Annotated in this window: 21 protein-coding genes; 16 read left to right on the top strand and 5 right to left on the bottom strand. The window is 66.5% G+C overall.

Features of this window, described 5'->3' with window-relative positions; all coding sequences use genetic code 11:
- Nucleotides 1-428: 428 nt before the first annotated feature.
- The gene (gene rpsT / locus ACPVPU_RS15395; protein ID WP_448658853.1) at nt 429-692 is read right to left on the bottom strand and encodes a 30S ribosomal protein S20; all 264 of its coding nucleotides are present in this window, start codon (nt 690-692) and stop codon (nt 429-431) included.
- 105 nt (nt 693-797) lie between these two features.
- Complete coding sequence (gene mutM, locus ACPVPU_RS15390; protein ID WP_448658852.1) at nt 798-1,613, bottom strand: bifunctional DNA-formamidopyrimidine glycosylase/DNA-(apurinic or apyrimidinic site) lyase; 816 nt, start codon at nt 1,611-1,613, stop codon at nt 798-800.
- Nucleotides 1,614-1,749: 136 nt separating this feature from the next.
- On the opposite strand from mutM, the gene ACPVPU_RS15385 reads away from it, so the two are divergent.
- The 12 genes from ACPVPU_RS15385 to wecC are packed head-to-tail and all read left to right on the top strand — an operon-like array spanning nt 1,750 to nt 11,969.
- Nucleotides 1,750-2,484, top strand: a complete 735-nt coding sequence (locus ACPVPU_RS15385) for a class I SAM-dependent methyltransferase (RefSeq protein WP_448658851.1) — start codon at nt 1,750-1,752, stop codon at nt 2,482-2,484.
- Nucleotides 2,485-2,530: 46 nt separating this feature from the next.
- The gene (gene ubiB / locus ACPVPU_RS15380) at nt 2,531-4,063 is read left to right on the top strand and encodes a 2-polyprenylphenol 6-hydroxylase (protein ID WP_448658850.1); all 1,533 of its coding nucleotides are present in this window, start codon (nt 2,531-2,533) and stop codon (nt 4,061-4,063) included.
- Entirely contained in the window at nt 4,060-5,166 is a 1,107-nt protein-coding gene (locus tag ACPVPU_RS15375) for a hypothetical protein (protein ID WP_448658849.1), read from the top strand. The genes ubiB and ACPVPU_RS15375 overlap by 4 nt, the downstream gene beginning before the upstream one ends.
- Entirely contained in the window at nt 5,163-6,341 is a 1,179-nt protein-coding gene (gene coaBC, locus ACPVPU_RS15370) for a bifunctional phosphopantothenoylcysteine decarboxylase/phosphopantothenate--cysteine ligase CoaBC (protein ID WP_448658848.1), read from the top strand. The genes ACPVPU_RS15375 and coaBC overlap by 4 nt, the downstream gene beginning before the upstream one ends.
- 4 nt (nt 6,342-6,345) lie before the next feature.
- Nucleotides 6,346-7,152, top strand: a complete 807-nt coding sequence (locus ACPVPU_RS15365) for an alpha/beta hydrolase (protein WP_448658847.1) — start codon at nt 6,346-6,348, stop codon at nt 7,150-7,152.
- Nucleotides 7,149-7,604, top strand: a complete 456-nt coding sequence (gene dut, locus ACPVPU_RS15360) for a dUTP diphosphatase (protein WP_448658846.1) — start codon at nt 7,149-7,151, stop codon at nt 7,602-7,604. Before ACPVPU_RS15365 ends, dut begins: the two co-directional genes overlap by 4 nt.
- A complete protein-coding gene (locus ACPVPU_RS15355; protein WP_448658845.1) occupies nt 7,601-7,993 on the top strand; it encodes a hypothetical protein in 393 nt (130 codons plus the stop codon). The genes dut and ACPVPU_RS15355 overlap by 4 nt, the downstream gene beginning before the upstream one ends.
- Nucleotides 7,990-8,745 (top strand): HesA/MoeB/ThiF family protein, encoded by a 756-nt coding sequence (locus ACPVPU_RS15350; protein WP_448658844.1) that lies wholly within the window; start codon nt 7,990-7,992, stop codon nt 8,743-8,745. Before ACPVPU_RS15355 ends, ACPVPU_RS15350 begins: the two co-directional genes overlap by 4 nt.
- A complete protein-coding gene (locus ACPVPU_RS15345; RefSeq protein ID WP_448658843.1) occupies nt 8,721-9,038 on the top strand; it encodes a peroxiredoxin in 318 nt (105 codons plus the stop codon). The genes ACPVPU_RS15350 and ACPVPU_RS15345 overlap by 25 nt, the downstream gene beginning before the upstream one ends.
- A 42-nt stretch (nt 9,039-9,080) precedes the next feature.
- Complete coding sequence (locus ACPVPU_RS15340) at nt 9,081-9,506, top strand: FKBP-type peptidyl-prolyl cis-trans isomerase (protein WP_448658842.1); 426 nt, start codon at nt 9,081-9,083, stop codon at nt 9,504-9,506.
- A gap of 50 nt (nt 9,507-9,556) precedes the next feature.
- Nucleotides 9,557-10,693: a non-hydrolyzing UDP-N-acetylglucosamine 2-epimerase gene (gene wecB, locus ACPVPU_RS15335; protein WP_448658841.1), complete on the top strand. Its 1,137-nt coding sequence runs from the start codon at nt 9,557-9,559 to the stop codon at nt 10,691-10,693.
- The gene (gene wecC, locus ACPVPU_RS15330; RefSeq protein ID WP_448658840.1) at nt 10,671-11,969 is read left to right on the top strand and encodes a UDP-N-acetyl-D-mannosamine dehydrogenase; all 1,299 of its coding nucleotides are present in this window, start codon (nt 10,671-10,673) and stop codon (nt 11,967-11,969) included. Before wecB ends, wecC begins: the two co-directional genes overlap by 23 nt.
- 97 nt (nt 11,970-12,066) lie before the next feature.
- Here wecC and sdhA read toward each other — a convergent pair whose 3' ends face one another.
- The 3 genes from sdhA to sdhC are packed head-to-tail and all read right to left on the bottom strand — an operon-like array spanning nt 12,067 to nt 14,699.
- The gene (gene sdhA, locus ACPVPU_RS15325; protein WP_448658839.1) at nt 12,067-13,869 is read right to left on the bottom strand and encodes a succinate dehydrogenase flavoprotein subunit; all 1,803 of its coding nucleotides are present in this window, start codon (nt 13,867-13,869) and stop codon (nt 12,067-12,069) included.
- Complete coding sequence (gene sdhD, locus ACPVPU_RS15320; RefSeq protein ID WP_448658838.1) at nt 13,869-14,255, bottom strand: succinate dehydrogenase, hydrophobic membrane anchor protein; 387 nt, start codon at nt 14,253-14,255, stop codon at nt 13,869-13,871. The genes sdhA and sdhD overlap by 1 nt, the downstream gene beginning before the upstream one ends.
- Before the next feature lie 3 nt (nt 14,256-14,258).
- The gene (sdhC, locus tag ACPVPU_RS15315) at nt 14,259-14,699 is read right to left on the bottom strand and encodes a succinate dehydrogenase, cytochrome b556 subunit (protein ID WP_448658837.1); all 441 of its coding nucleotides are present in this window, start codon (nt 14,697-14,699) and stop codon (nt 14,259-14,261) included.
- 244 nt (nt 14,700-14,943) lie between these two features.
- Between sdhC and ACPVPU_RS15310 the strand changes: the two genes are divergently transcribed.
- The 4 genes from ACPVPU_RS15310 to ACPVPU_RS15295 are packed head-to-tail and all read left to right on the top strand — an operon-like array spanning nt 14,944 to nt 19,399.
- On the top strand, nt 14,944-16,287 hold the full coding sequence (locus ACPVPU_RS15310; RefSeq protein WP_448660552.1) for a methyl-accepting chemotaxis protein: 1,344 nt from the start codon (nt 14,944-14,946) through the stop codon (nt 16,285-16,287).
- Nucleotides 16,288-16,307: 20 nt separating this feature from the next.
- The gene (locus ACPVPU_RS15305) at nt 16,308-17,678 is read left to right on the top strand and encodes a methyl-accepting chemotaxis protein (RefSeq protein ID WP_448658836.1); all 1,371 of its coding nucleotides are present in this window, start codon (nt 16,308-16,310) and stop codon (nt 17,676-17,678) included.
- Nucleotides 17,679-17,721: 43 nt separating this feature from the next.
- Nucleotides 17,722-18,426, top strand: a complete 705-nt coding sequence (locus ACPVPU_RS15300) for an SDR family NAD(P)-dependent oxidoreductase (protein ID WP_448658835.1) — start codon at nt 17,722-17,724, stop codon at nt 18,424-18,426.
- The gene (locus ACPVPU_RS15295) at nt 18,416-19,399 is read left to right on the top strand and encodes a 50S ribosomal protein L11 methyltransferase (protein ID WP_448658834.1); all 984 of its coding nucleotides are present in this window, start codon (nt 18,416-18,418) and stop codon (nt 19,397-19,399) included. Before ACPVPU_RS15300 ends, ACPVPU_RS15295 begins: the two co-directional genes overlap by 11 nt.
- The last annotated feature ends 4 nt before the right edge of the window (nt 19,400-19,403 follow it).

Raw genomic sequence — 19,403 nt, 5'->3', positions numbered from 1 at the left:
GCGCACACCCCCTCCGTGGCGCGGACAGGAATGCCCGCGCGTTGCCATCACCCGTTAATCGTCAACACTTCCCCCCAGCCGGAAGACACGCTCCGCCTGTCAAGAACGACACTTCGTTAAGACCCCGGCCGGATCACCGTCGGGACCGTGGTTTTAGGAAAGGAAAGGAGGGTCGATCAAGTGCCCGTGCGTAAAGAAAGTGAAATAATGGGCATTGACTCAGTGCAAGGCCGGAAATGCGTCACTGAGCCGATTTCTGGTGCAAAACCAATGGTTTGTAGGCGCCTACTTGTCGATGCACCATCCGACTCGCCTGATTCGCTGGCGGGTTGTCGGGACGATTTGCATGAAGCCGATATGACAACGGCCCCGACTGCGGATGCAGCCGGAGCCGTTGGTCAAAAACCTGCGTACATCCCCTTAAGGGATTATGCGAGGATCGACACCGCCTTGGTCAGGCGCGCGAACTTCCGCGACGCAGTATTCTTGTGCAGCACGCCGCGCGCGACGCCGCGGGCCAGTTCCGGCTGCACCGCCGACAGGGCAGCCGAAGCAGCCTGCTTGTCGCCGGCGGCAAGCGCCAGCTCGACGCGCTTGACGAAGGTGCGGATGCGGCTGACCCGCACACCGTTGATTTCCGCGCGGCGCTGGTTGCGCCGGATACGCTTCTTTGCCTGAGGCGTATTCGCCATGCCGTCCGAATCCTTATCGCTTATGCTAAAGGGACGGTGCGGATGCCGTCACTGTCCCATTGGAAAGCGCGCCCCATAATGCGATTGGGCGGGCCGGTCAACCGTTCAGCGCTGACAGACGGGGCACCAAAAGGTCGATCGTCCCGAATCAGTCTGGCGCTGAACCGGCGCGCCGCATCCGCACGGCTCCCCCTCGCGGCCATATACCCGCCATTGCTTGGAAAAATAGCCAAGCTGGCCGTCCGGGCGGGCATAATCGCGCAAGGTGGAGCCGCCGGCCAGGATCGCCGATTCGAGCACAGCGCGGACGGCGTTGACCAGCGCCGCCAGCCGGGGAATGGTGATCCGCCCGCCGGCGCATCGCGGGTCGATGCCCGCCATATTCAGCGCCTCGCAGACATAGATGTTGCCCAGGCCAGCGACGATTCGCTGGTCGAGGAGCAATGCCTTGACCGGCGCCGTCCTGCCCTCAAAGCGCATGGCAAGGTGGGCGGCGTTGAACTGATCGCCCAGCGGCTCCGGCCCCATCTGGGCAAAGGCCGGATAGGCGGCGATGCCCGATGTTCCGGCCAGCAGGTCGACAAAGCCGAACCGTCGCGGATCGTTCAGCGCCAGCCGACGCCCCTGGTCGGTCTCGATGACCAGATGGTCATGGGGCAGCAATTCGACGGGATCGACCCGCCAGCGGCCCGACATGCCCAGGTGGAACAGCATGGCGTCGTCCCTGTCGGTATGGACCAGCCCGTATTTGGCCCGCCGGGTCAGCTGGATCACCCGCGCACCGGTCAGCCGTTGGCGCAGGTCGGCGGGAAACGGAAAGCGCAGGTCCGGCCGGCGCGGCTCGACCCTGGCGATCCGGTGCCCGGTCAGCACCGGGGCAAGCCCGCGGACGGTGGTTTCGACTTCGGGAAGCTCTGGCATGCCGATGCAGCTAGGCAGAGTTTGCGATGGGCTCAACCCTTGGCTAGAGCCGATGGCATCGACCCCGTCGCGGGACGGCCGGTCGAGCGGGTCATCTGTCCCATGCCATCGCTGGGGACCAACGGAAGAGGTCGGTGTGGAACAGGAAACGGTATCGTTCGGATATGAACAGGTCGTCCCTGAGGAAAAGACGCGGCGCGTGGGTAGCGTGTTCTCCAGCGTGGCCGCACGCTATGACCTGATGAACGATGCCATGTCGGGCGGATTGCACCGGCTGTGGAAGGACGCCTTCGTCCGCAAGGTCCGCCCGCGGGGCGGAGAGGCGATCCTGGACATGGCGGGGGGCACCGGCGACATCGCCTTTCGCATGGCACGGTCCGGCGCGGCGGTGACGGTTGCCGACATCAATCCGGACATGCTGGCCGTCGGCATGGATCGCGCCCGCCAGCGGGGGATCGAGGGGCTGGTCTGGCAGGAACAGAATGCCGAGACGCTGAGCTTCGCCGACCGGTCGTTCGACGCCTATACGATCGCATTCGGCATCCGCAACGTGACGGACATCCCCAAGGCACTGGGCGAGGCGCACCGGGTGCTGAAGCGGGGCGGGCGTTTTTTCTGCCTTGAATTTTCCACGACCCAGTGGCCCGGTTTCGCCGATGTGTACGACGCCTATTCGCATCATCTGGTGCCCCGGCTGGGCAAGCTGTTGGCCAATGACGCCGACAGCTATCGCTATCTGGTCGAATCGATCCGCCGCTTTCCGCCGATGCCCGTGTTCAAAGGCATGATCGAGGAAGCGGGTTTTCAGCAGGTGCGGGCCGAACCGATCCTGGGAGGACTGGTGGCGATCCACAGCGGCTGGAAGTTCTGATGATCGCACCAGCAATGCCGTCATCGTCCGGAAAGGCTTCGGCTTCGTGACCGCTTCCGCCGTCCATCTGTGGCGTTTGTTGAAATGGGGCCGCACCCTGGCGCGGCATGGCGCCCTGACCGGCATCGAACGCGATCGCAACGCCCCGCTGGCGATCCGGCGCGTGGCGCGCATCGCCCGGTTCGGCGCGCGCGTGCCCGCCGTGCCGCGCTATGCCGACGCCTTTCAGGCGATCGGCCCGGCGGCCATCAAGCTGGGCCAGACGCTGGCGACGCGGCCCGATCTGGTGGGAGAGGTGGCCGCGCAGGATCTGCTGCGATTGCAGGACCGGTTGCCGCCCGTCCCCTATGAACCGATCCGGGCGGCGATGGAGGCCAGTTTCGGCAGGCCCCTGGATCAATTGTTCGCCAGCATCGATCCCGAACCGGTCGGCGCGGCGTCGATCGCGCAGGTGCACCGGGCGGTCACTACCGATGGCCGCGCTGTCGCGGTCAAGGTGCTGCGGCCGGGAGTCGAGGCGGATTTCCTGTCCGCGATCGATACCTATGAATGGGCGGCGGCCCATGTCGAGACGATGGGCGGCGAGGCGCAGCGGCTCCGCCCCCGGCTGGTGATCGACACGTTCAAGCGGTGGACGCTGCGCGAGCTCGACCTGCGCCGCGAGGCCGCATCCGCCAGCGAACTGGCCGAGGCGATGCGCGCCGAACCCGATTTCGTCGTGCCCCAGATCGACTGGCAGCGCAGCACCGGCAAGGTGATGACGCTGGAATGGATCGACGGGATCAAGCTGTCGAACCGCGATGGCCTGATCGCGGCGGGGCATGACCTGCCCGGCCTGGCCACCAAGCTGATCCGGGCGTTCCTGCGTCAGGCGATTTCCGAGGGTTTTTTTCACGCCGACATGCACCAGGGCAATTTGTTCGCCCTGCCCGACGGCCGCATCGCCGCCATCGATTTCGGGATCATGGGGCGGATCGACCGGCGCGCCCGGGTCTGGCTGGCCGAAATCCTCTATGGCCTGATCACCGGCAATTATCGCCGGGTCGCCGAGATCCACTTCGAGGCGGGCTATGTGCCGCCGCATCATAGCGTGGACGAGTTCGCAACCGCATTGCGCGCGGTGGGCGAACCGATGCGCGGCCTGCCGGTCAAGGAAATGTCGATCGGCATGATGCTGGACAGCCTGTTCAACATCACCCGCGATTTCGACATGCAAACCCAGCCGCATTTGCTGCTGTTACAAAAGACAATGGTGATGGTGGAGGGCGTGGCGACCAGCCTGGATCCCGACGTCAATCTGTGGGAATCGGCCGCGCCGTTCGTGCGCGAATGGATCCGCACCGAACTCGGCCCGGAAACCGCTATTGCCGACCGGCTGATCGAGGATGTGCGCACGCTGGCGCGCCTGCCCCGGCTGATCCGCAACATCGAACGGCATTTTCCCGATCCCGGGGGTGCACCGCCCGAACCGCCGCTGCGCGAAATCCAGCTGGTGCGCGTCGGCGGCGGCTGGCGCTACGCCGCGATCGCGCTGGTCAGCGCCGCGCTGGGCGTGGCGGCAACCTTGGTGCTGGGATGAGCGGTTTCTGGCTGGCCGGGGGAACGCGGCTTGCCGCCGCCGGACAGCGCCGCGCCTTGTTCGCCGCTGCGCTGATCGGGCTGATGATCCTGATTTCGCTGACTGCGCTCGCCGCGCCCGCCCCGCCGCCCGCCGCCCGCGATGCGGCCGGCAAAGTGGAGGCTCAGGCCGATGTGGTGCTTTACGAAACGATCGTGGCCGGCGTGCGGGGCGGCGGCGACTATTATCAGGTCGCGGTGCGCGCGCTGCGGGCGGGCAATTATCCGCTGAAGCCGTTCTTCACCTTTCGGATGCCGACGCTGGCGCGGGTGCAGGCGCTGTTGCCTGACTGGGGGATCGCCGCGCTGCAACTGTCGCTGGTCGCGGCAGTGTTGGCGGCATGGGCCGCGCGCCTCTGGCCGCATCTGACCCGGGCGGCTCCGCGCATCGCCGCCCTGGTCCTGCTGTTCGGCGGGCTGATGGCCTTCGTCCAGTTGGACCTGCGCTTCTTCCACGAAATCTGGGCAGGGCTGCTGATTGCACTCGCCCTGGCGCTGTATCGACCCGACCGCGCGGCCATGGTGATCGCTCTGGGCCTGGCCGCGATGATGATCCGGGAGACGAGCGCATTGTTCGCACTCGTCATGTTCCTCACCGCGCTGGCCGAGCGTCGCTGGCGGGAAGCCGCTGGCTGGGTTGGCGCGGTCGCCGTGTTCGCCCTTGCCGTCGCCGCCCATGCCCATGCCGTGGGCCAGGTCGTCGGCCCGGTCGACCCGGCATCGCCGGGCTGGACGGGCATGCTCGGGCCCGGCCATTTCTTCCGGACCATGACCATTTCCACGGCGCTGACGCTGACCCCGATATGGTTGGGCGCGCCGGTCGTTGCGCTCGCCTTGGCGGGGTGGGCCATGTGGCGCAATCCGATGGCGCTCAGGGTGCTCGGCACCGTGTTCGCCTATGCGCTGCTGCTGGCGCTGTTCGGCAGGGTCGATACCTTTTACTGGGGCCTTCTGATCGCGCCGTTGATCCTGCCCGGCCTGATCTTTCTGCCCGACACCGTCGCCGACCTGACTGCCGCCCTGCTCGACAGGCGGGGACGGCAGGTGCAGAAGGCTGCACCATGAAGCAGATCCTGCTGATCGTCGGCGGCGGCATCGCGGCCTACAAGGCGTGCGAACTGATCCGCCTGATCCGAAAGGCGGGGATGGGCGTGCGCTGCGTGCTGACCGATGGCGGTGCCCAGTTCGTCACGCCGATGACGCTGGCGGCCTTGTCCGAACAGCCGGTGCATACCAGCCTGTGGGATTTGAAGGACGAGGCGGAGATGGGGCATATCCAGCTCAGCCGTCAGGCCGATCTGGTCGTGGTCGCGCCCGCCACGGCCGATCTGATGGCACGGATGGCGGCGGGGATCGCCGACGATCTGGCCACGACGCTGATGCTGGCGACGGACAAGCCGGTGCTGGCCTGCCCCGCCATGAACGTGTGGATGTGGCAGCATCCGGCCACTCGCCGGACGGTCGCCCAGCTTCGCCAGGACGGCATTCGGGTGCTTGACCCGGACGAGGGGGCGATGGCGTGCGGCGAATATGGCCCCGGCCGCTTGCCCGAACCGGACCGGATTCTGGCGGCCATCCTCGAACGGCTGAACGAGCGGCCGGCGGGAAGGCTGGCGGGTCGACACGTGCTGGTCACTGCCGGGCCGACGCATGAACCGATCGACCCGGTCCGCTATCTGGCCAACCGGTCGTCCGGCAAACAGGGGTTCGCCATTGCCGCCGCCGCCGTCCGGGCGGGTGCCCGGGTGACGCTGGTTGCCGGGCCGGTTGCGCTTGGGACACCGCCGGGTGTTCAACGGATCGACGTGGAAACGGCGCGCCAGATGGCTGATGCCGTGTCGCTGGCACTGCCCGCCGATATCGCCGTGATGGTGGCGGCGGTCGCCGATTGGCGGGTCGATCCGGCGCCCGGAAAGCTCAAAAAGGGCGATGGCGGCCCGCCTACCTTGGCGCTTGCCGAAAATCCCGATATCCTGGCGATGGTTGCCGGACGGGCGGATCGGCCCGGCCTGGTCGTCGGCTTTGCCGCCGAGACGGACTCGGTGGTGGAGCACGCGCTGGCCAAGCGCGAACGCAAGGGCGCCGACTGGATCGTCGCCAACGACGTATCGGGCGATGTGATGGGGGGCGACCGGAACCGGGTGCACCTGATCACGGCCACGGGGGTCGAAACCTGGGAAGACTTGTCGAAGGACGCGGTCGCGGCGCGGCTGGTGGAACGGATTGCCGATGCGGTTTGAACGAATGAAGCGACTGGCCATGCTGGCGGGATTGGCCGCGATGACGGGATGTGCCGCCAACCTGCCGCCGATGGACGGGCCGCAGGGTCTGGTTCTTTACGAGCAGGTGGTCGGTCCGCGCCAGAGCCGGTCGGTCGAAACGCTGTTCGTGGTGCTGAACGGCGACGGTGCACCCCAGGCGCGCGGGGATGAGGACGGGTTCATCCGCCGGCTGGCCGAACAGGTGCCGGGCAGCGCCGTCGTCCATGTCCTGCGCCCCGGCTATGCCGATATTTCCGGCCACCGGTCGCCCGGCACCCTGCCCGCCGAAAACGGCGATCAGGCGGCGACGGACGCGATGATGGCGGTCGCGGATACGCTCCGCCGGATCGAACGGCGCTATCCCAACGCCGACACCGTCCTGATCGGATCGGGCGGCGGCGCGGCGATCATCGCCAATCTGGCCGGCACAAGGCCGCAATTGCTGGACGGGATGGTGCTGGTCAGTTGTCCCTGCACCTTGCCCGAATGGCGACGGCTGCGCGCACGCCAGGCCCCCGGCAAGGGATGGGATCAGCCGGTCGAGGCGTTGGATCCGCTGCTGACCGCCGGTGGCGTTCCGCCCGACCTCTTGGCGGCGATCATCACCGGATCAGCCGACAAGGAATTGCCGCCGCGATTTTCGCGGTCCTATGCCGAGGCACTGGCGTTGCGGGGGATCAACACCGATCTGCGCATCCTACCGGACAAGGCCGCACCGCTGCTGAACGAACCCGAAGTGCTCGAGGCTGCCCAGCGGATCGCCAGCCGCCTGCCGAAGGACAAGCAATGAGCGGCGCATCCATCCGCATCCAGCTGATGCAATTGCCGCATGGCCGCGGATTGCCGTTGCCCGCCTATGCCACGGCGGGCGCCGCGGGCATGGACGTGGTCGCCGCCGAGGACGTGACGCTAGCCCCCGGTGCCCGCCACGCCGTCGCCACCGGCTTTGCCCTGGCCATTCCGCAGGGATATGAGGTGCAGGTGCGGCCCCGGTCGGGCCTGGCGCTGAAGCACGGCATCACCTGCCTCAACACCCCCGGCACGATCGACAGCGATTATCGGGGAGAGGTGAAGGTCATCCTGGCCAATCTGGGGGACCAGCCCTTTGCCGTTTCGCGCGGCGACCGCATTGCCCAGCTGGTCCCCGCGCCCGTTCTGATGGCGTCGTTCGAGCAGGTCGAAAGCCTGGACGACACCGACCGAGGGACAGGCGGGTTCGGATCCACCGGGGTCGGCGCATGACGGTGACGGGGGTCTTCCTGGCGCTGCTGGCTCAGGCACAGGCGTTGAGCTTTCCCATCAAATGGGATGTGCTGCCGCCGCTGCCTTATCGGTCCGCGCCTGTGGTCACCCCCGACATGAGCGGATATGTGGCGGGCGAAATGCAGTCCGGGCGCTGTCCGCCGGCACCGCTGCTGGCCGGTCGACGGACCATCCGGGCGGATGTCGCCGTGCTGATCGATGACGAGGGCCTGGTCCGTGCCACCATCCCGCGTGCGATCAAATGCGCGACGGTCGAGCAATATGCCGCCGGAATCGTCGCCAGCGCCGCGCGCAACAACCTGTTGCCCCGCGCCCAGGGTGCCCCGGGCTGGTATAGGGCCAGCGTCATCTTCGACTGGGCGGGATGACCCTGTCCGATGCCGAGCTGGAGCGATACGCCCGGCACCTGATCCTGAAGGAGATCGGCGGGGCGGGGCAGGCCGCGCTGAAGGCCGCGCGCGTGCTTGTCGTCGGCGCGGGCGGCATCGGATCGCCGGTCATCCAGTATCTGGCGGCGGCCGGGGTCGGCACCCTGACCATCGTCGATGACGACCGGGTCGAATTGTCCAATCTTCAGCGGCAGACGATTTTCGGCGATGCCGATATTGGCCGGGCAAAGGTCGATGCGGCGATGGCGGCGGTTCAGCGGATCAACCCGCATATCGAGGTGCAGGGTCGGCAGCACCGGCTGGATGGCGGGAATATCGACGACTATGTGCCGGGAATGGATGTCGTCATCGACGGCACCGACAATTTCGCCACCCGCCTGCTGGTCGCCGATGCCTGTCTGCGCCACCGCGTCCCGCTCGTCTCAGCCGCCGTCGGTCAGTTCGACGGACAGCTGGGCGTCTTTCGCGGCTGGGAAGCGGACAAGCCCTGTTACCGGTGCTGGGTGGGCAATGACCCCGACCGGCCCGATGTCAGCTGCGCCGATCAGGGCGTGCTGGGCGCGATGACCGGCGTGATGGGCAGCCTGGCCGCGATCGAGGCGATCCGCCAGATCGTTCCGTTCGGCATCGATTCGGCTGGAAAACTGCTGTTGGCCGACGCGCTCGATTTCCGCTTCCGCACGCTTGCCCTGCCCAAGGACCCCGGATGTCTGGCATGCGGCGCGGCCTGATCCTGATCGTCGCCACCACCGATCCGCAGCGCTTCGATGCGGCGGTCGCGCTGGCGGCAGCGGAAGCGGCGCTGGGGGGCGCGGCGCTCATCTATCTCCATCGGGGATCTGTCGCATTGATGGGTGAAGCGGTACTTCATTCGGCACTGGATGGCGGCGTCCGCGTGATCGCGTGCCAGACCGGGCTTGCCGAAGCCGGTCTGGACCTGACCCGGTTCGATGCGCGGATCGAGGGGGGCGGGATGGTCGGCCTGTTGATGACCCTGGGCGACGAGCGACTTGTCCTGGCCTGACCGGCATTGCGCGGGGATGGGCCTCCGGCCTATGGCAAGGAAATGGCCTTCGCAATTCTGTCCGCGCTCATCGCGCTTGTCTCTGTCAACAAGGATCAGCCTGTGACCGAATCCGCTCCGATCAATGCCGGCGACACCACCCAGATCATCGAATCGCTGGTGGGCGAGGGGGCGGAGGCCCAGCCGGGACGCATGGTGCGCGTCCATTATACCGGCTGGCTGCTGACGAACGGCGCGCGCGGCACCAAGTTCGACAGTTCGCTGGACCGCGGCGAGCCGATCGCCTTTCCGCTCGGCACCGGCCGGGTCATTCGCGGCTGGGACCTGGGCATCAACGGTATGAAGGTCGGCGGCAAGCGCACGCTCGTCATCCCGGCGGTCGACGGCTATGGCGCGCGCGGCGCGGGCGGGGTGATCCCGCCGGGTGCCGACCTGATCTTCGACGTTGAACTGGTCGGGGTCGACTGATCCGGCGGCGCTTAGCGGGCGTTTAACCTTGTGCCGCTAATCCGCCGCTCATGACCCAGCCCAAAGTCCTCGTTATTTTCGGTACCCGACCGGAAGCCATCAAGATGTTTCCGGTCGTCCATGCGCTTGCGGCGCAGGGCGGCATGACGGTGCGCACCTGCATCACCGCCCAGCATCGCGGGTTGCTGGATCAGGTGCTGGCGATTGCCGGACTGGTGCCCGACATCGACCTCGATCTGATGGAGCCGGGCCAGACGCTCGACCGGCTGACCGCACGGCTGCTGACCGGCCTGGGCGAGGTGATGGACGCAGAGCGGCCCGACCGGGTGGTGGTGCAGGGGGATACCGCCACTGCGATGGTGGGTGCGCTCGCCTCCTATTACCGCAAGGTGCCGGTGGCGCATGTCGAGGCTGGGCTTCGGTCCGGCGACATCTGGCAACCCTGGCCCGAGGAGGTGAACCGCCGGATCGTCGCGCCCATCGCCGATTTGCATTTCGCCCCTACCGAAACGGCGGCGGCTGCGCTGCGTCGCGAGAATATCGATCCGGCGACGATCCATGTGACGGGCAACACGGTGATCGACGCGCTGCACGCCACGAGCGCCCGTATCGCCGCCGAACCGGCCCTTGCCGCCGGACTGGACGGGATCGCGTCGCGCTTTGCCGACAAGCGGCTGGTGCTGGTAACGACGCATCGGCGCGAGAATTTCGGCGATGGCATGGCCCAGATCGCCAGCGCCATCGGCCGCATCGCCGACCGGCCCGATACCGCCGTGCTCTTTCCCGTCCATCCCAATCCGAATGTGGTCAGCGTGATGGAGGCGATGCTGGGCGACCGGCCCAATGTCGCGCGGATCGACCCGCTGGATTACCCGCATTTCATCCGCGCGCTGGGCCTGGCGCACATTGTCCTGACCGACAGCGGCGGGGTGCAGGAAGAAGCGCCTGCGCTTGGCAAGCCCGTCCTGGTGATGCGCGAGACGACGGAGCGGCCCGAAGGCGTCGAGGCGGGAACGGCGAAACTGGTCGGCCCCAACGCGGACAGGATCGTTTCCGAAATCTCAACCCTTCTGGACGATAGCCATGCCTATCAGGCCATGGCGCGCGCGCACAATCCCTTTGGCGACGGTCATGCCTCGGCACGAATTGCGGAGCAGATCGCCCATGGTTTCGGACACCGCCCCTGACGTTTGCGTTCTGGGCCTTGGCTATATCGGATTGCCAACGGCGGCAGTGATCGCCCGGTCCGGCGCCCATGTGCTGGGTGTGGACGTGCACCAGTCGGTGGTCGATACCGTCAATTCGGGCAAGGTGCATATCGAGGAGATCGACCTGGACGGCCTCGTCTCCGGTGTCGTCGCGCGCGGGCTGCTGCGCGCATCGATGCAGGTCGAGCCGTCTGACGTCTTCGTCATCGCGGTCCCGACGCCCTTCAACAACGATCATGCCCCCAATATCGGCTATGTGCTTCAAGCTGCGACAAATGTCGCCGCAGTGCTGAAAGCCGGGGACACGGTGATCCTGGAAAGCACCTCGCCCGTCGGCACGACCGAACAGGTTGCCAAGCTGCTTGCCGGGCTGCGTCCGGACCTTAAGGTGCCGGGGCATTGCATCGGCACGGCCGACATCGCCATCGCCTATTGCCCCGAACGCGTGCTGCCGGGCCGGATCCTGGTCGAACTGATCGACAATGACCGCGTCATTGGCGGCATCACGCCGCGCTGCGCGCGCAAGGCGCTGCAATTCTACCGCCGCTTCGTGCGGGGGGCCTGTGTCACCACCACTGCGCGCGCGGCGGAAATGACCAAGCTGACCGAAAACGCGTTCCGCGACGTCAACATTGCCTTTGCCAACGAATTGTCGCTGATTACCGACAAGCTGGGCATCGATGTGTGGGAGGTGATCCGGCTGGCCAATCGCCATCCGCGCGTCAACATCCTGTCGCCGGGACCGGGCGTCGGCGGGCACTGCATCGCGGTCGATCCGTGGTTCATCGTCCATTCCGATCCCGACAATGCGCGCATGATCCGCACGGCCCGCGAGGTGAACGACGGCAAGACCGACTATACCATCACCCGTGCCAACGAACTGATCGCATCGATGCCCGGCGTGCCCGTCGCCTGCCTGGGCCTGGCGTTCAAGGCGAACATCGACGATTTCCGCGAAAGCCCCGCGCTGAAGGTCGCGGCCGAACTGGCGCGCACGCATGGCAGCCGCGTGCGCATCGTCGAACCCTATGCCACCGAATTGCCCCGCGCGTTCGACGGCACGGGTGCGTCGCTGATCGACGTGGACGAAGCGATCGAAAGCTGCCCGATCTTCATCGTGCTGGTCGATCACGACGTGTTCAAATCGGTCCCGCTGGACGAACGGCAGGGCAAGCTGGTTTATGACACGCGCGGCATCTGGCCCGATCAGCCGCGCCCCGTTACCGAGGCCCTTCCGCTGAAACTGGCGGTCTGATCCGGGTCACTTGCATGAAAAAGGGCCGGTGCCGATCCCGCAGGATCGATACCGGTCCCTTTCGTTCGTGCCGCCGCGCATTGCGCTAGACGCTGATTCAGTAAACCCGCTTTTTCGGCTCGATATACGCAATCTCGTCGGTCAGCGTATAGTCGTGCACCGGGCGATAATCGATCGCGCAGGTGCCGCCCTTGCCGCCCCAGCCGTCGAAGGTGGCGATGGTGTGCTTCATCCAGTTTGCGTCGTCGCGATCCGGGAAATCCTCGTGCATATGCGCACCGCGGCTTTCCTTGCGGTTTTCGGCCGAACGGATGGTGACGACGGCCTGGCCGATCAGATTGTCCAGTTCCAGCGTCTCAATGAGGTCGGTATTCCAGATCAGCGACCGGTCGGCGACGCTGACGTCTTCCATGCCCTTGTACAGCGCGTCCATCTTGGTGACGCCCTCGGCCAGCAGGGCGCTGTCGCGGAATACGGCGGCGTGCTTCTGCATCGCCTTCTGCATGTCGCCGCGCAGCTTCGCGGTCGGGGTGCCGCCCGATGCATGACGGAAATGGTCGAGCCGACCGATGGCCAGCTCCGCCGAATCCTTGGGCAGCGGGTCGTGCGGCGCGTTGGGCTTGAGCAGCTCCTTCAAGCGCAGGCCTGCTGCACGGCCGAACACGACCAGGTCGATGAGCGAGTTGGAGCCGAGCCGGTTGGCGCCGTGGACCGACACGCAGGCCGCTTCGCCCACCGCGAACAGGCCGGGGACCACCGTGTCCGGGTTGCCGTCCTTCACGTGAACGACTTCGCCATGATAGTTGGTCGGGATGCCGCCCATATTATAGTGCACCGTCGGCGTCACTGGCAGCGGCTGACGGGTCAGATCGACGCCAGCGAATATCTTGCCCGTCTCGGTAATGCCGGGCAGGCGCTGCGCCAGCACCGCCGGGTCGATATGGTTGAGGTGCAGGAAGATATGGTCGGCATCCTTGCCGACGCCGCGGCCTTCGCGAATCTCCATCGCCATCGACCGCGACACGACGTCGCGGCTGGCCAGATCCTTGGCGGACGGGGCATAGCGCTCCATGAAGCGCTCGCCCTCGCTGTTGGTCAGGTATCCGCCCTCGCCGCGCGCGCCCTCAGTGATCAGCACGCCAGCGCCGTAGATGCCGGTCGGGTGGAACTGGACGAACTCCATGTCCTGCAGCGGCAGGCCTGCACGCAGGACCATCGCGTTGCCGTCGCCGGTGCAGGTATGGGCGGACGTCGCCGACTGATAGACGCGGCCGCCGCCACCCGTCGCCAGCACGACGGCATGGGCGCGGAACCGATGGATCGAACCGTCGTCCATGCAAAGGGCGACGACGCCCCGGCACACGCCGTTTTCAAAGATCAGGTCTAGCGCGAAATATTCGATGTAGAAGTCCGCGTCGTACTTCAGCGACTGCTGATAGAGCGCATGCAGCATCGCATGGCCGGTGCGGTCGGCGGCAGCGGCGGTGCGCTGAACAGGCGGACCGGCGCCCATATTCTGCATATGGCCGCCGAACGGACGCTGATAGATCGTCCCGTCCTCGTTCCGGCTGAACGGCACGCCGGCGTGCTCCAGCTCGTAGACGGCCTGGGGCGCCTCGCGGCACAGATATTCGATCGCGTCCTGATCGCCCAGCCAGTCCGATCCCTTGACGGTATCGTACATGTGCCACGACCAGTGATCGGGCGTGTTGTTGCCCAAGCTGGCGGCAATTCCGCCCTGCGCGGCGACGGTGTGGCTGCGCGTCGGGAACACCTTGGTCACGCACGCGGTTTTCAGGCCCGCCTCGGCCGCGCCCATCGTCGCACGGAGGCCGGAGCCGCCCGCGCCGACGACCACGACGTCATAGCTGTGGTCAATGATCTTGTAACTGTCGGTCATCAGTCTGCGCTTCCCGTGAATGCGATTTTCGCGATGGAAAACAAGGCGATGGCCCCTCCGACAAACACCGCGGCGTTCAAAAGGATCAGGGCGACGACGCGCGTTTCATCCTTTTGATAATCCTCGATCACGACCTGCAGGCCCAATCGAGCGTGGTAGAACAGGCTGGCAACCAGCAGGAACATCGGCACCGCTGCCCAGGCGGAGCTCAGCCACTCCGTCAGCCGTTCGAAGCTGTAGTCGGGCAGGATGGCGAGCGACGCCAGCAGCCAGACCATCAGGAACAGGTTGGACGCGGCGGTCAGGCGCTGATGCCACCAGTGATGCGTCCCTTCCTTGGCCGAACCCAGGCCGCGTACCCGGCCGATGCTGCTTCCCGAACCCATGTCTTACTTCCCCGAAATCAGCGGCAGCCACTGGCCGTGCGTCAGATAGGCCCAGAACAGGACCGTTGCGGCGACCGAGAACACCATGGTCAGGATCGCGCCGCGCTTGTTGCCCCGCAATTCGTATCCGGCACCCACGTCCAGCACGAAATGGCGCACGCCCGTGCCGATATGCTGGAACAGGCTGAGGGTCAGGCCGATGCCGAACAGCCAGCCAAGCGCATTGAGCGCGCCGTTTTCATAGGTGAACACGTCGCGGAACGCCGCATAGCTGGTTTCGCCACCGGCCAGCGCGGCCAGCCACCAGACAAGCAGGACCAGCCCGACCAGCGCCATCCCCGATCCGGTGACGCGGTGCAAAATGGAAACCAGCATGTGCGGTCCCCATTTCCAGATGCTCAGATGCGGCGAAAGCGGTCGGTTTTTCGGGCGGGCGGTAGCCAATTGGGTTCCCCTGTATGCTGCGCTGCCTATCTACGGCCGTGCGCGCAGGTTTCAAGCCGTATGAACGTCTGCCGTGCCTTTGCCGCTGCGCCACGGATCACCGACGGCAGGCGCTGCGGCTGTTTCGTCTCATGGCTAACCACCCCTTAACACCTGATCCGTTAGCACTGGTGCGACACAGATGGTGTCGATCCATCGACGGAGGCGAGCAGTTCACGTGAGCACAGGTTCCAATGCACCGGATATGCCGCCGCCCGGCCGGATCGCGGCGCAGATCGATCTTGATGCTCGGCTGCGGGTATTCGATACCGACCGGTCGCTGGCTGAAAATGCCCGAGCCGTCTGGGAATTGCTGGCCCACGACATTCGCGCAATTGCCGAGGCCTATTGGCAGCAATGGCTGCGCTGCTTTGCCGATCAACGCATCTGGGCAACCCACGAAACCGAAAAGATGGTCGATCTGGGCGTCGCGTTCCTGCGCGACCGGTTCCTGAATACGGGCCGGCACGACTGGATCGAATCGATCGAACGGTCGGTGGCGGCAGCCTATGGTGCCGGGGTGCCGCCCATGGCGCTGCTGTCGATGATTTCGGCCAGCGATCGCACTGCGCTTGAGGTGCTGGTGCGGCGGGTGCCGGCTGGCGATCCGTTGCTGGTACGGCACGTCGACACGCTGATGCGGCTGTCGGCGCTGGAAAGCGACATCACCGTCGAAATCTATACCGGTTACCGCAAGTTCAGCGCGCAGGCGGCGCGCGAACGGCTGGCCGAGGAGTTTCGCGCCAATATCGGCGCGACGGTCGAACGGGCGAACCATGAGGGGCAGAGCCTGCGCACCCAGGCATCCTACACCTCGTCCTCGGCGCGCGGCATGCTGGGCAAGGCATCGGAAGTGGCGGCAGCGGCCGAGCAGTCGGCGGTGGCGATGCGCGAGGCGGCCCAGACTGCAGCGGGGCTGATCCGGGCGATCGAGGATGCGCGGATGGAGGTGGAGGCTGCGGCCGAGATCGCCACGCGCGCAAGCGGCCAGGCGGGCGAGGCAGTGGGGATGAGCGAAATGCTTTCCGATCACGCAAAGTCGATCGAATCGATCCTTGGCCTGATCCGCGACATTGCCAGCCAGACCAATTTGCTGGCGCTGAACGCGACGATCGAGGCGGCGCGGGCGGGCGATGCCGGGCGCGGCTTTGCCGTCGTGGCGCAGGAGGTGAAGAGCCTGGCCAATCAGACCGCGCGGGCGACCGACGATATCGCCTCGAAAATTGCGGCGATCCAGTCGGCCACCCGGTCGACGGTCGAGACCAACGTGTCGATCCGATCGACCGTCACCGAGGTTCAGCAGAGCGCGAACCGCATCCGCACGGCCATGGAAATCCAGGCACAGACGGTGACGGCGATCACCGCCGCCGTCGATGAAACCGCGCTTGCCGCCGATTCCATGTCGTCGACCATCGCCGCGATCCGCGAGGATACCGAATCGGTCGCCAACGAAATCGACCGGGTGGGGCAGAGCTTTGCCGCGCTGGAAAACGAACTGGGCGTCCTGAAGAACGGCACCGGAGAATTTGTCGTCAAGGTTGCCGCATAATCATAAGCTTGGAGAGGCGGATGTCTGGAATGCGTGCGGTCGAAATCGGCCGATGGGGGCGGGGCGAACTGTCCGCTGGCGAACGGTTGCAGGCATATGACTGGGACGGCGCGCTTGTCGCCAATGCCCGCGAGGTCAGCACGCTGATGGCTGGACGCGAAGGGGACCTGGCCGAAAGTTTCTGGCGGCACTACCTGTCGCTGCCGTCGGCCGAACCGATCCGCAAACACTATGACGCGGCGCGAATGGCCGATGCCGTGCGGTCGGCCAGTCATTACGTCCAGTGCAAATATGCCGATCCTGCTGGCGATGAATGGATCCACATCGCCCGGCGCTTTGCCGCCGATTCGCACCGGGCCAGCATGCCGTTGCAGGCGTTGCTGGCGGCGCTTGCCTATGCCCATTGCCTGACCCTGCAGATCATCGAGGAACAAGTCGGCGACGATGCCGCGCGGATGCGTCGCCTCGCCGAGGTGGTGCAGCGTCTGGCCCTTATCGAAGCCGATGTCATGGCCGGGCATCTGGGCGAGCGCGACGCCAGCCAGACCGACGCGATCAAGCGCGACGACGCCCGTCGGTTTCGCGCCAGCATTGCCGAATCGATCGAGGGCACGTCCGATCTCGGGCGGCGGATCCGGGTGCAGGCGCAATCCGCCTCGTCCTCGGCACGCGGGATGCTGGGCAAGGCATCGGAAGTGGCGGCGGCGGCCGAACAGTCGGCGGTGGCGATGCGCGAGGCGGCCCAGACCGCGGCAGGGCTGATCCGGGCGATCGAGGATGCGCGGATGGAGGTGGAGGCTGCTGCCGAGATCGCCACGCGCGCCAGCGGCCAGGCGGGCGAGGCAGTGGGGATGAGCGAAATGCTGTCCGACCATGCCAAGTCGATCGAATCGATCCTTGGCCTGATCCGCGACATTGCCGGGCAGACCAATTTGCTGGCGCTGAACGCGACGATCGAGGCGGCGCGGGCGGGCGATGCCGGGCGCGGTTTCGCCGTGGTGGCACAGGAAGTGAAGAGCCTGGCCAACCAGACCGCACGGGCAACCGACGATATCGCGTCAAAGATCGCCGCCATCCAGTCGGCCACCCGGTCGACGGTAGAAACCAACGTATCGATCCGATCGACGGTCAGCGAGGTTCAGAACAGCGCCGACCGCATCCGCACGGCCATGGAAACCCAGGCACAGACGGTGACGGCGATCACCGCCGCCGTCGATGAAACCGCGCTTGCCGCCGATTCCATGTCGTCGACCATTGCCGCGATCCGCGAGGATACCGAATCGGTCGCGAGCGAAATGGACCAGCTGGAGCGCGATTTCGTCGAGGTCGACGATCGGCTGGTCGCCCTGAAAGGCGCGGCCGAGCAGTTTTCATCGGCTGACGGCCGCTAAAGGGGGACTTTCCCGCCGCTCCCCGTCCCGGTAACGGGCGGGGATGAAGCAAACCCATATCCTGCTGACCGGTGCGAGCCGGGGCATCGGCGCTGCCATTGCGGCGGCGCTCGAAGCGCCTGGCATCCGCCTGGCGACCCAATCCACCCGCAACGGCCTGGCGGCCGATTTCGCCGAGCCGGGGGCGGCGGCATCCCTATGGGCCAGGGCGCTGGATGCGCTGGAGGGTCGGATCGACGTCATCGTCAACAATGCCGGGATATTCGAGGCGACCCCGATCGATTGCCCGGACGACGAATGGCTGTCGGCATTGGAACGCACCATGCGCATCAATCTGACCGCCGCTGCCGAGCTGTCCCGCCTGGCGGTGCTGCATTGGCAGAAACGGGACAGCGGCGGTCGGATCGTCAACATCGCCAGCCGTGCGGCCTATCGCGGCGACAGCCCGGCGCACTGGCATTATGCCGCGTCAAAGGCGGGCATGGTCGCCATGACCAAGACGATCGCGCGCGGCTATGCCGCCCGGGGCATTCTCGCCTTCGCCATCTGTCCGGGCTTCACCATGACGGGCATGGCAGAGGACTATCTGGCCAGCCGGGGCGGGGACAAGCTGCTCGCCGACATTCCGCTCGGGCGGGTGGCGATGCCCGACGAAGTGGCGACGATGGCCCGGTTCTGCGCGCTGGAAGCGCCCGCCAGCATGACCGGCGCGGTGCTGGATGTGAACGGAGCCAGCTATGTCCGCTGAAAGCTGGAAGCTGACCCTGCCGTGCACGCGGGCCGAGGCCGAGGCGATCGACGCCGATCTGGGCGCGCTTGCGCTGCTGGAGCCGACGCCCGTGCTGATGACCAGCGAATCGGTGGAGGACGATCCCGACAGCTGGCGGATCGAGGCCTATTTCGAGGGCAAGCCCGCCAAATCGGTGATCGCCGCGGTCCAGGCGCTGGCCCCCAGCGCCGCGCGCGCCAAGCCCGTGCTCGAACGGTTGGCAGACGCCGATTGGGTGACGATGAGCCAGGCGGGAATCGAGCCGGTTCATGCCGGGCGATTCTATGTGCATACCGACACGAACCGGGGGGTCGTGCCGCCCGGAGCGGTACCGTTCCTGATCCCCGCCGGACTGGCGTTCGGCACGGGCACGCATGAGACGACCAGCGGCTGCCTGATGATGCTGGACCAGCTCAAGCGTTCGGGCGCGCGGTTCAGGCACGTGGTGGATGTGGGCACCGGCACCGGGCTGCTCGCCTTTGCCGCGATGCATCTGTGGCCCGGTGCGTTGGCGACCGCATCGGACATCGATCCCATGTCGATCGAGGTGACGCGGGAGAATGCACAGGCCAATGGCGTGCCGCTGGGGCGGGGCAAGGGTGCGTTGGCGCTCGCCGTCGCACCGGGGCTGGAGCATCCGACATTGATCGTCCGGGCGCCCTATGACCTCGCCATCGCCAACATCCTCGCCGGTCCGCTGATCGATCTGGCACCAACCCTGTGCGCCGCCGTGGCACCGGGCGGCACCCTGATCCTTGCCGGACTGCTCGACACTCAGGCGGAAGCCGTGACCCGCGCCTATCGGCGGCAGGGGATGCGGCTGGCCGGGCGGATCGACCGGGGACAATGGCCGACGCTGCGCTTCGTCCGTCGGCACCGGTTCGGGGCGCAACGCGCTACCCGTCTGGGGCCGAAGGAGCCAAGCCCCGCGCCGGGATTCGGGAGCTGGTAGCGAG

Source organism: Sphingomonas paludis, assembly GCF_053502515.1.
Note: the sequence above shows the minus strand (reverse complement) of the source record. Positions and strands in the feature narration are given on the sequence as shown.

What these genes read in the sequence shown, in the direction of transcription:
- ACPVPU_RS15345 (WP_448658843.1), top strand. Translation starts at nt 8,721, where the DNA reads ATGTCTGGCATGCGGCGCGGCCTGATCCTGATCGTCGCCACCACCGAT.
- ACPVPU_RS15310 (WP_448660552.1), top strand. Translation starts at nt 14,944, where the DNA reads ATGCCGCCGCCCGGCCGGATCGCGGCGCAGATCGATCTTGATGCTCGG.
- ACPVPU_RS15365 (WP_448658847.1), top strand. Translation starts at nt 6,346, where the DNA reads ATGAAGCGACTGGCCATGCTGGCGGGATTGGCCGCGATGACGGGATGT.
- wecB (WP_448658841.1), top strand. Translation starts at nt 9,557, where the DNA reads ATGACCCAGCCCAAAGTCCTCGTTATTTTCGGTACCCGACCGGAAGCC.
- sdhA (WP_448658839.1), bottom strand. Translation starts at nt 13,869, where the DNA reads ATGACCGACAGTTACAAGATCATTGACCACAGCTATGACGTCGTGGTC.
- ACPVPU_RS15305 (WP_448658836.1), top strand. Translation starts at nt 16,308, where the DNA reads ATGTCTGGAATGCGTGCGGTCGAAATCGGCCGATGGGGGCGGGGCGAA.
- rpsT (WP_448658853.1), bottom strand. Translation starts at nt 692, where the DNA reads ATGGCGAATACGCCTCAGGCAAAGAAGCGTATCCGGCGCAACCAGCGC.
- ACPVPU_RS15340 (WP_448658842.1), top strand. Translation starts at nt 9,081, where the DNA reads ATGGCCTTCGCAATTCTGTCCGCGCTCATCGCGCTTGTCTCTGTCAAC.
- ACPVPU_RS15350 (WP_448658844.1), top strand. Translation starts at nt 7,990, where the DNA reads ATGACCCTGTCCGATGCCGAGCTGGAGCGATACGCCCGGCACCTGATC.
- mutM (WP_448658852.1), bottom strand. Translation starts at nt 1,613, where the DNA reads ATGCCAGAGCTTCCCGAAGTCGAAACCACCGTCCGCGGGCTTGCCCCG.
- ACPVPU_RS15375 (WP_448658849.1), top strand. Translation starts at nt 4,060, where the DNA reads ATGAGCGGTTTCTGGCTGGCCGGGGGAACGCGGCTTGCCGCCGCCGGA.
- wecC (WP_448658840.1), top strand. Translation starts at nt 10,671, where the DNA reads ATGGTTTCGGACACCGCCCCTGACGTTTGCGTTCTGGGCCTTGGCTAT.
- ACPVPU_RS15300 (WP_448658835.1), top strand. Translation starts at nt 17,722, where the DNA reads ATGAAGCAAACCCATATCCTGCTGACCGGTGCGAGCCGGGGCATCGGC.
- sdhD (WP_448658838.1), bottom strand. Translation starts at nt 14,255, where the DNA reads ATGGGTTCGGGAAGCAGCATCGGCCGGGTACGCGGCCTGGGTTCGGCC.
- dut (WP_448658846.1), top strand. Translation starts at nt 7,149, where the DNA reads ATGAGCGGCGCATCCATCCGCATCCAGCTGATGCAATTGCCGCATGGC.
- ACPVPU_RS15295 (WP_448658834.1), top strand. Translation starts at nt 18,416, where the DNA reads ATGTCCGCTGAAAGCTGGAAGCTGACCCTGCCGTGCACGCGGGCCGAG.
- ACPVPU_RS15355 (WP_448658845.1), top strand. Translation starts at nt 7,601, where the DNA reads ATGACGGTGACGGGGGTCTTCCTGGCGCTGCTGGCTCAGGCACAGGCG.
- coaBC (WP_448658848.1), top strand. Translation starts at nt 5,163, where the DNA reads ATGAAGCAGATCCTGCTGATCGTCGGCGGCGGCATCGCGGCCTACAAG.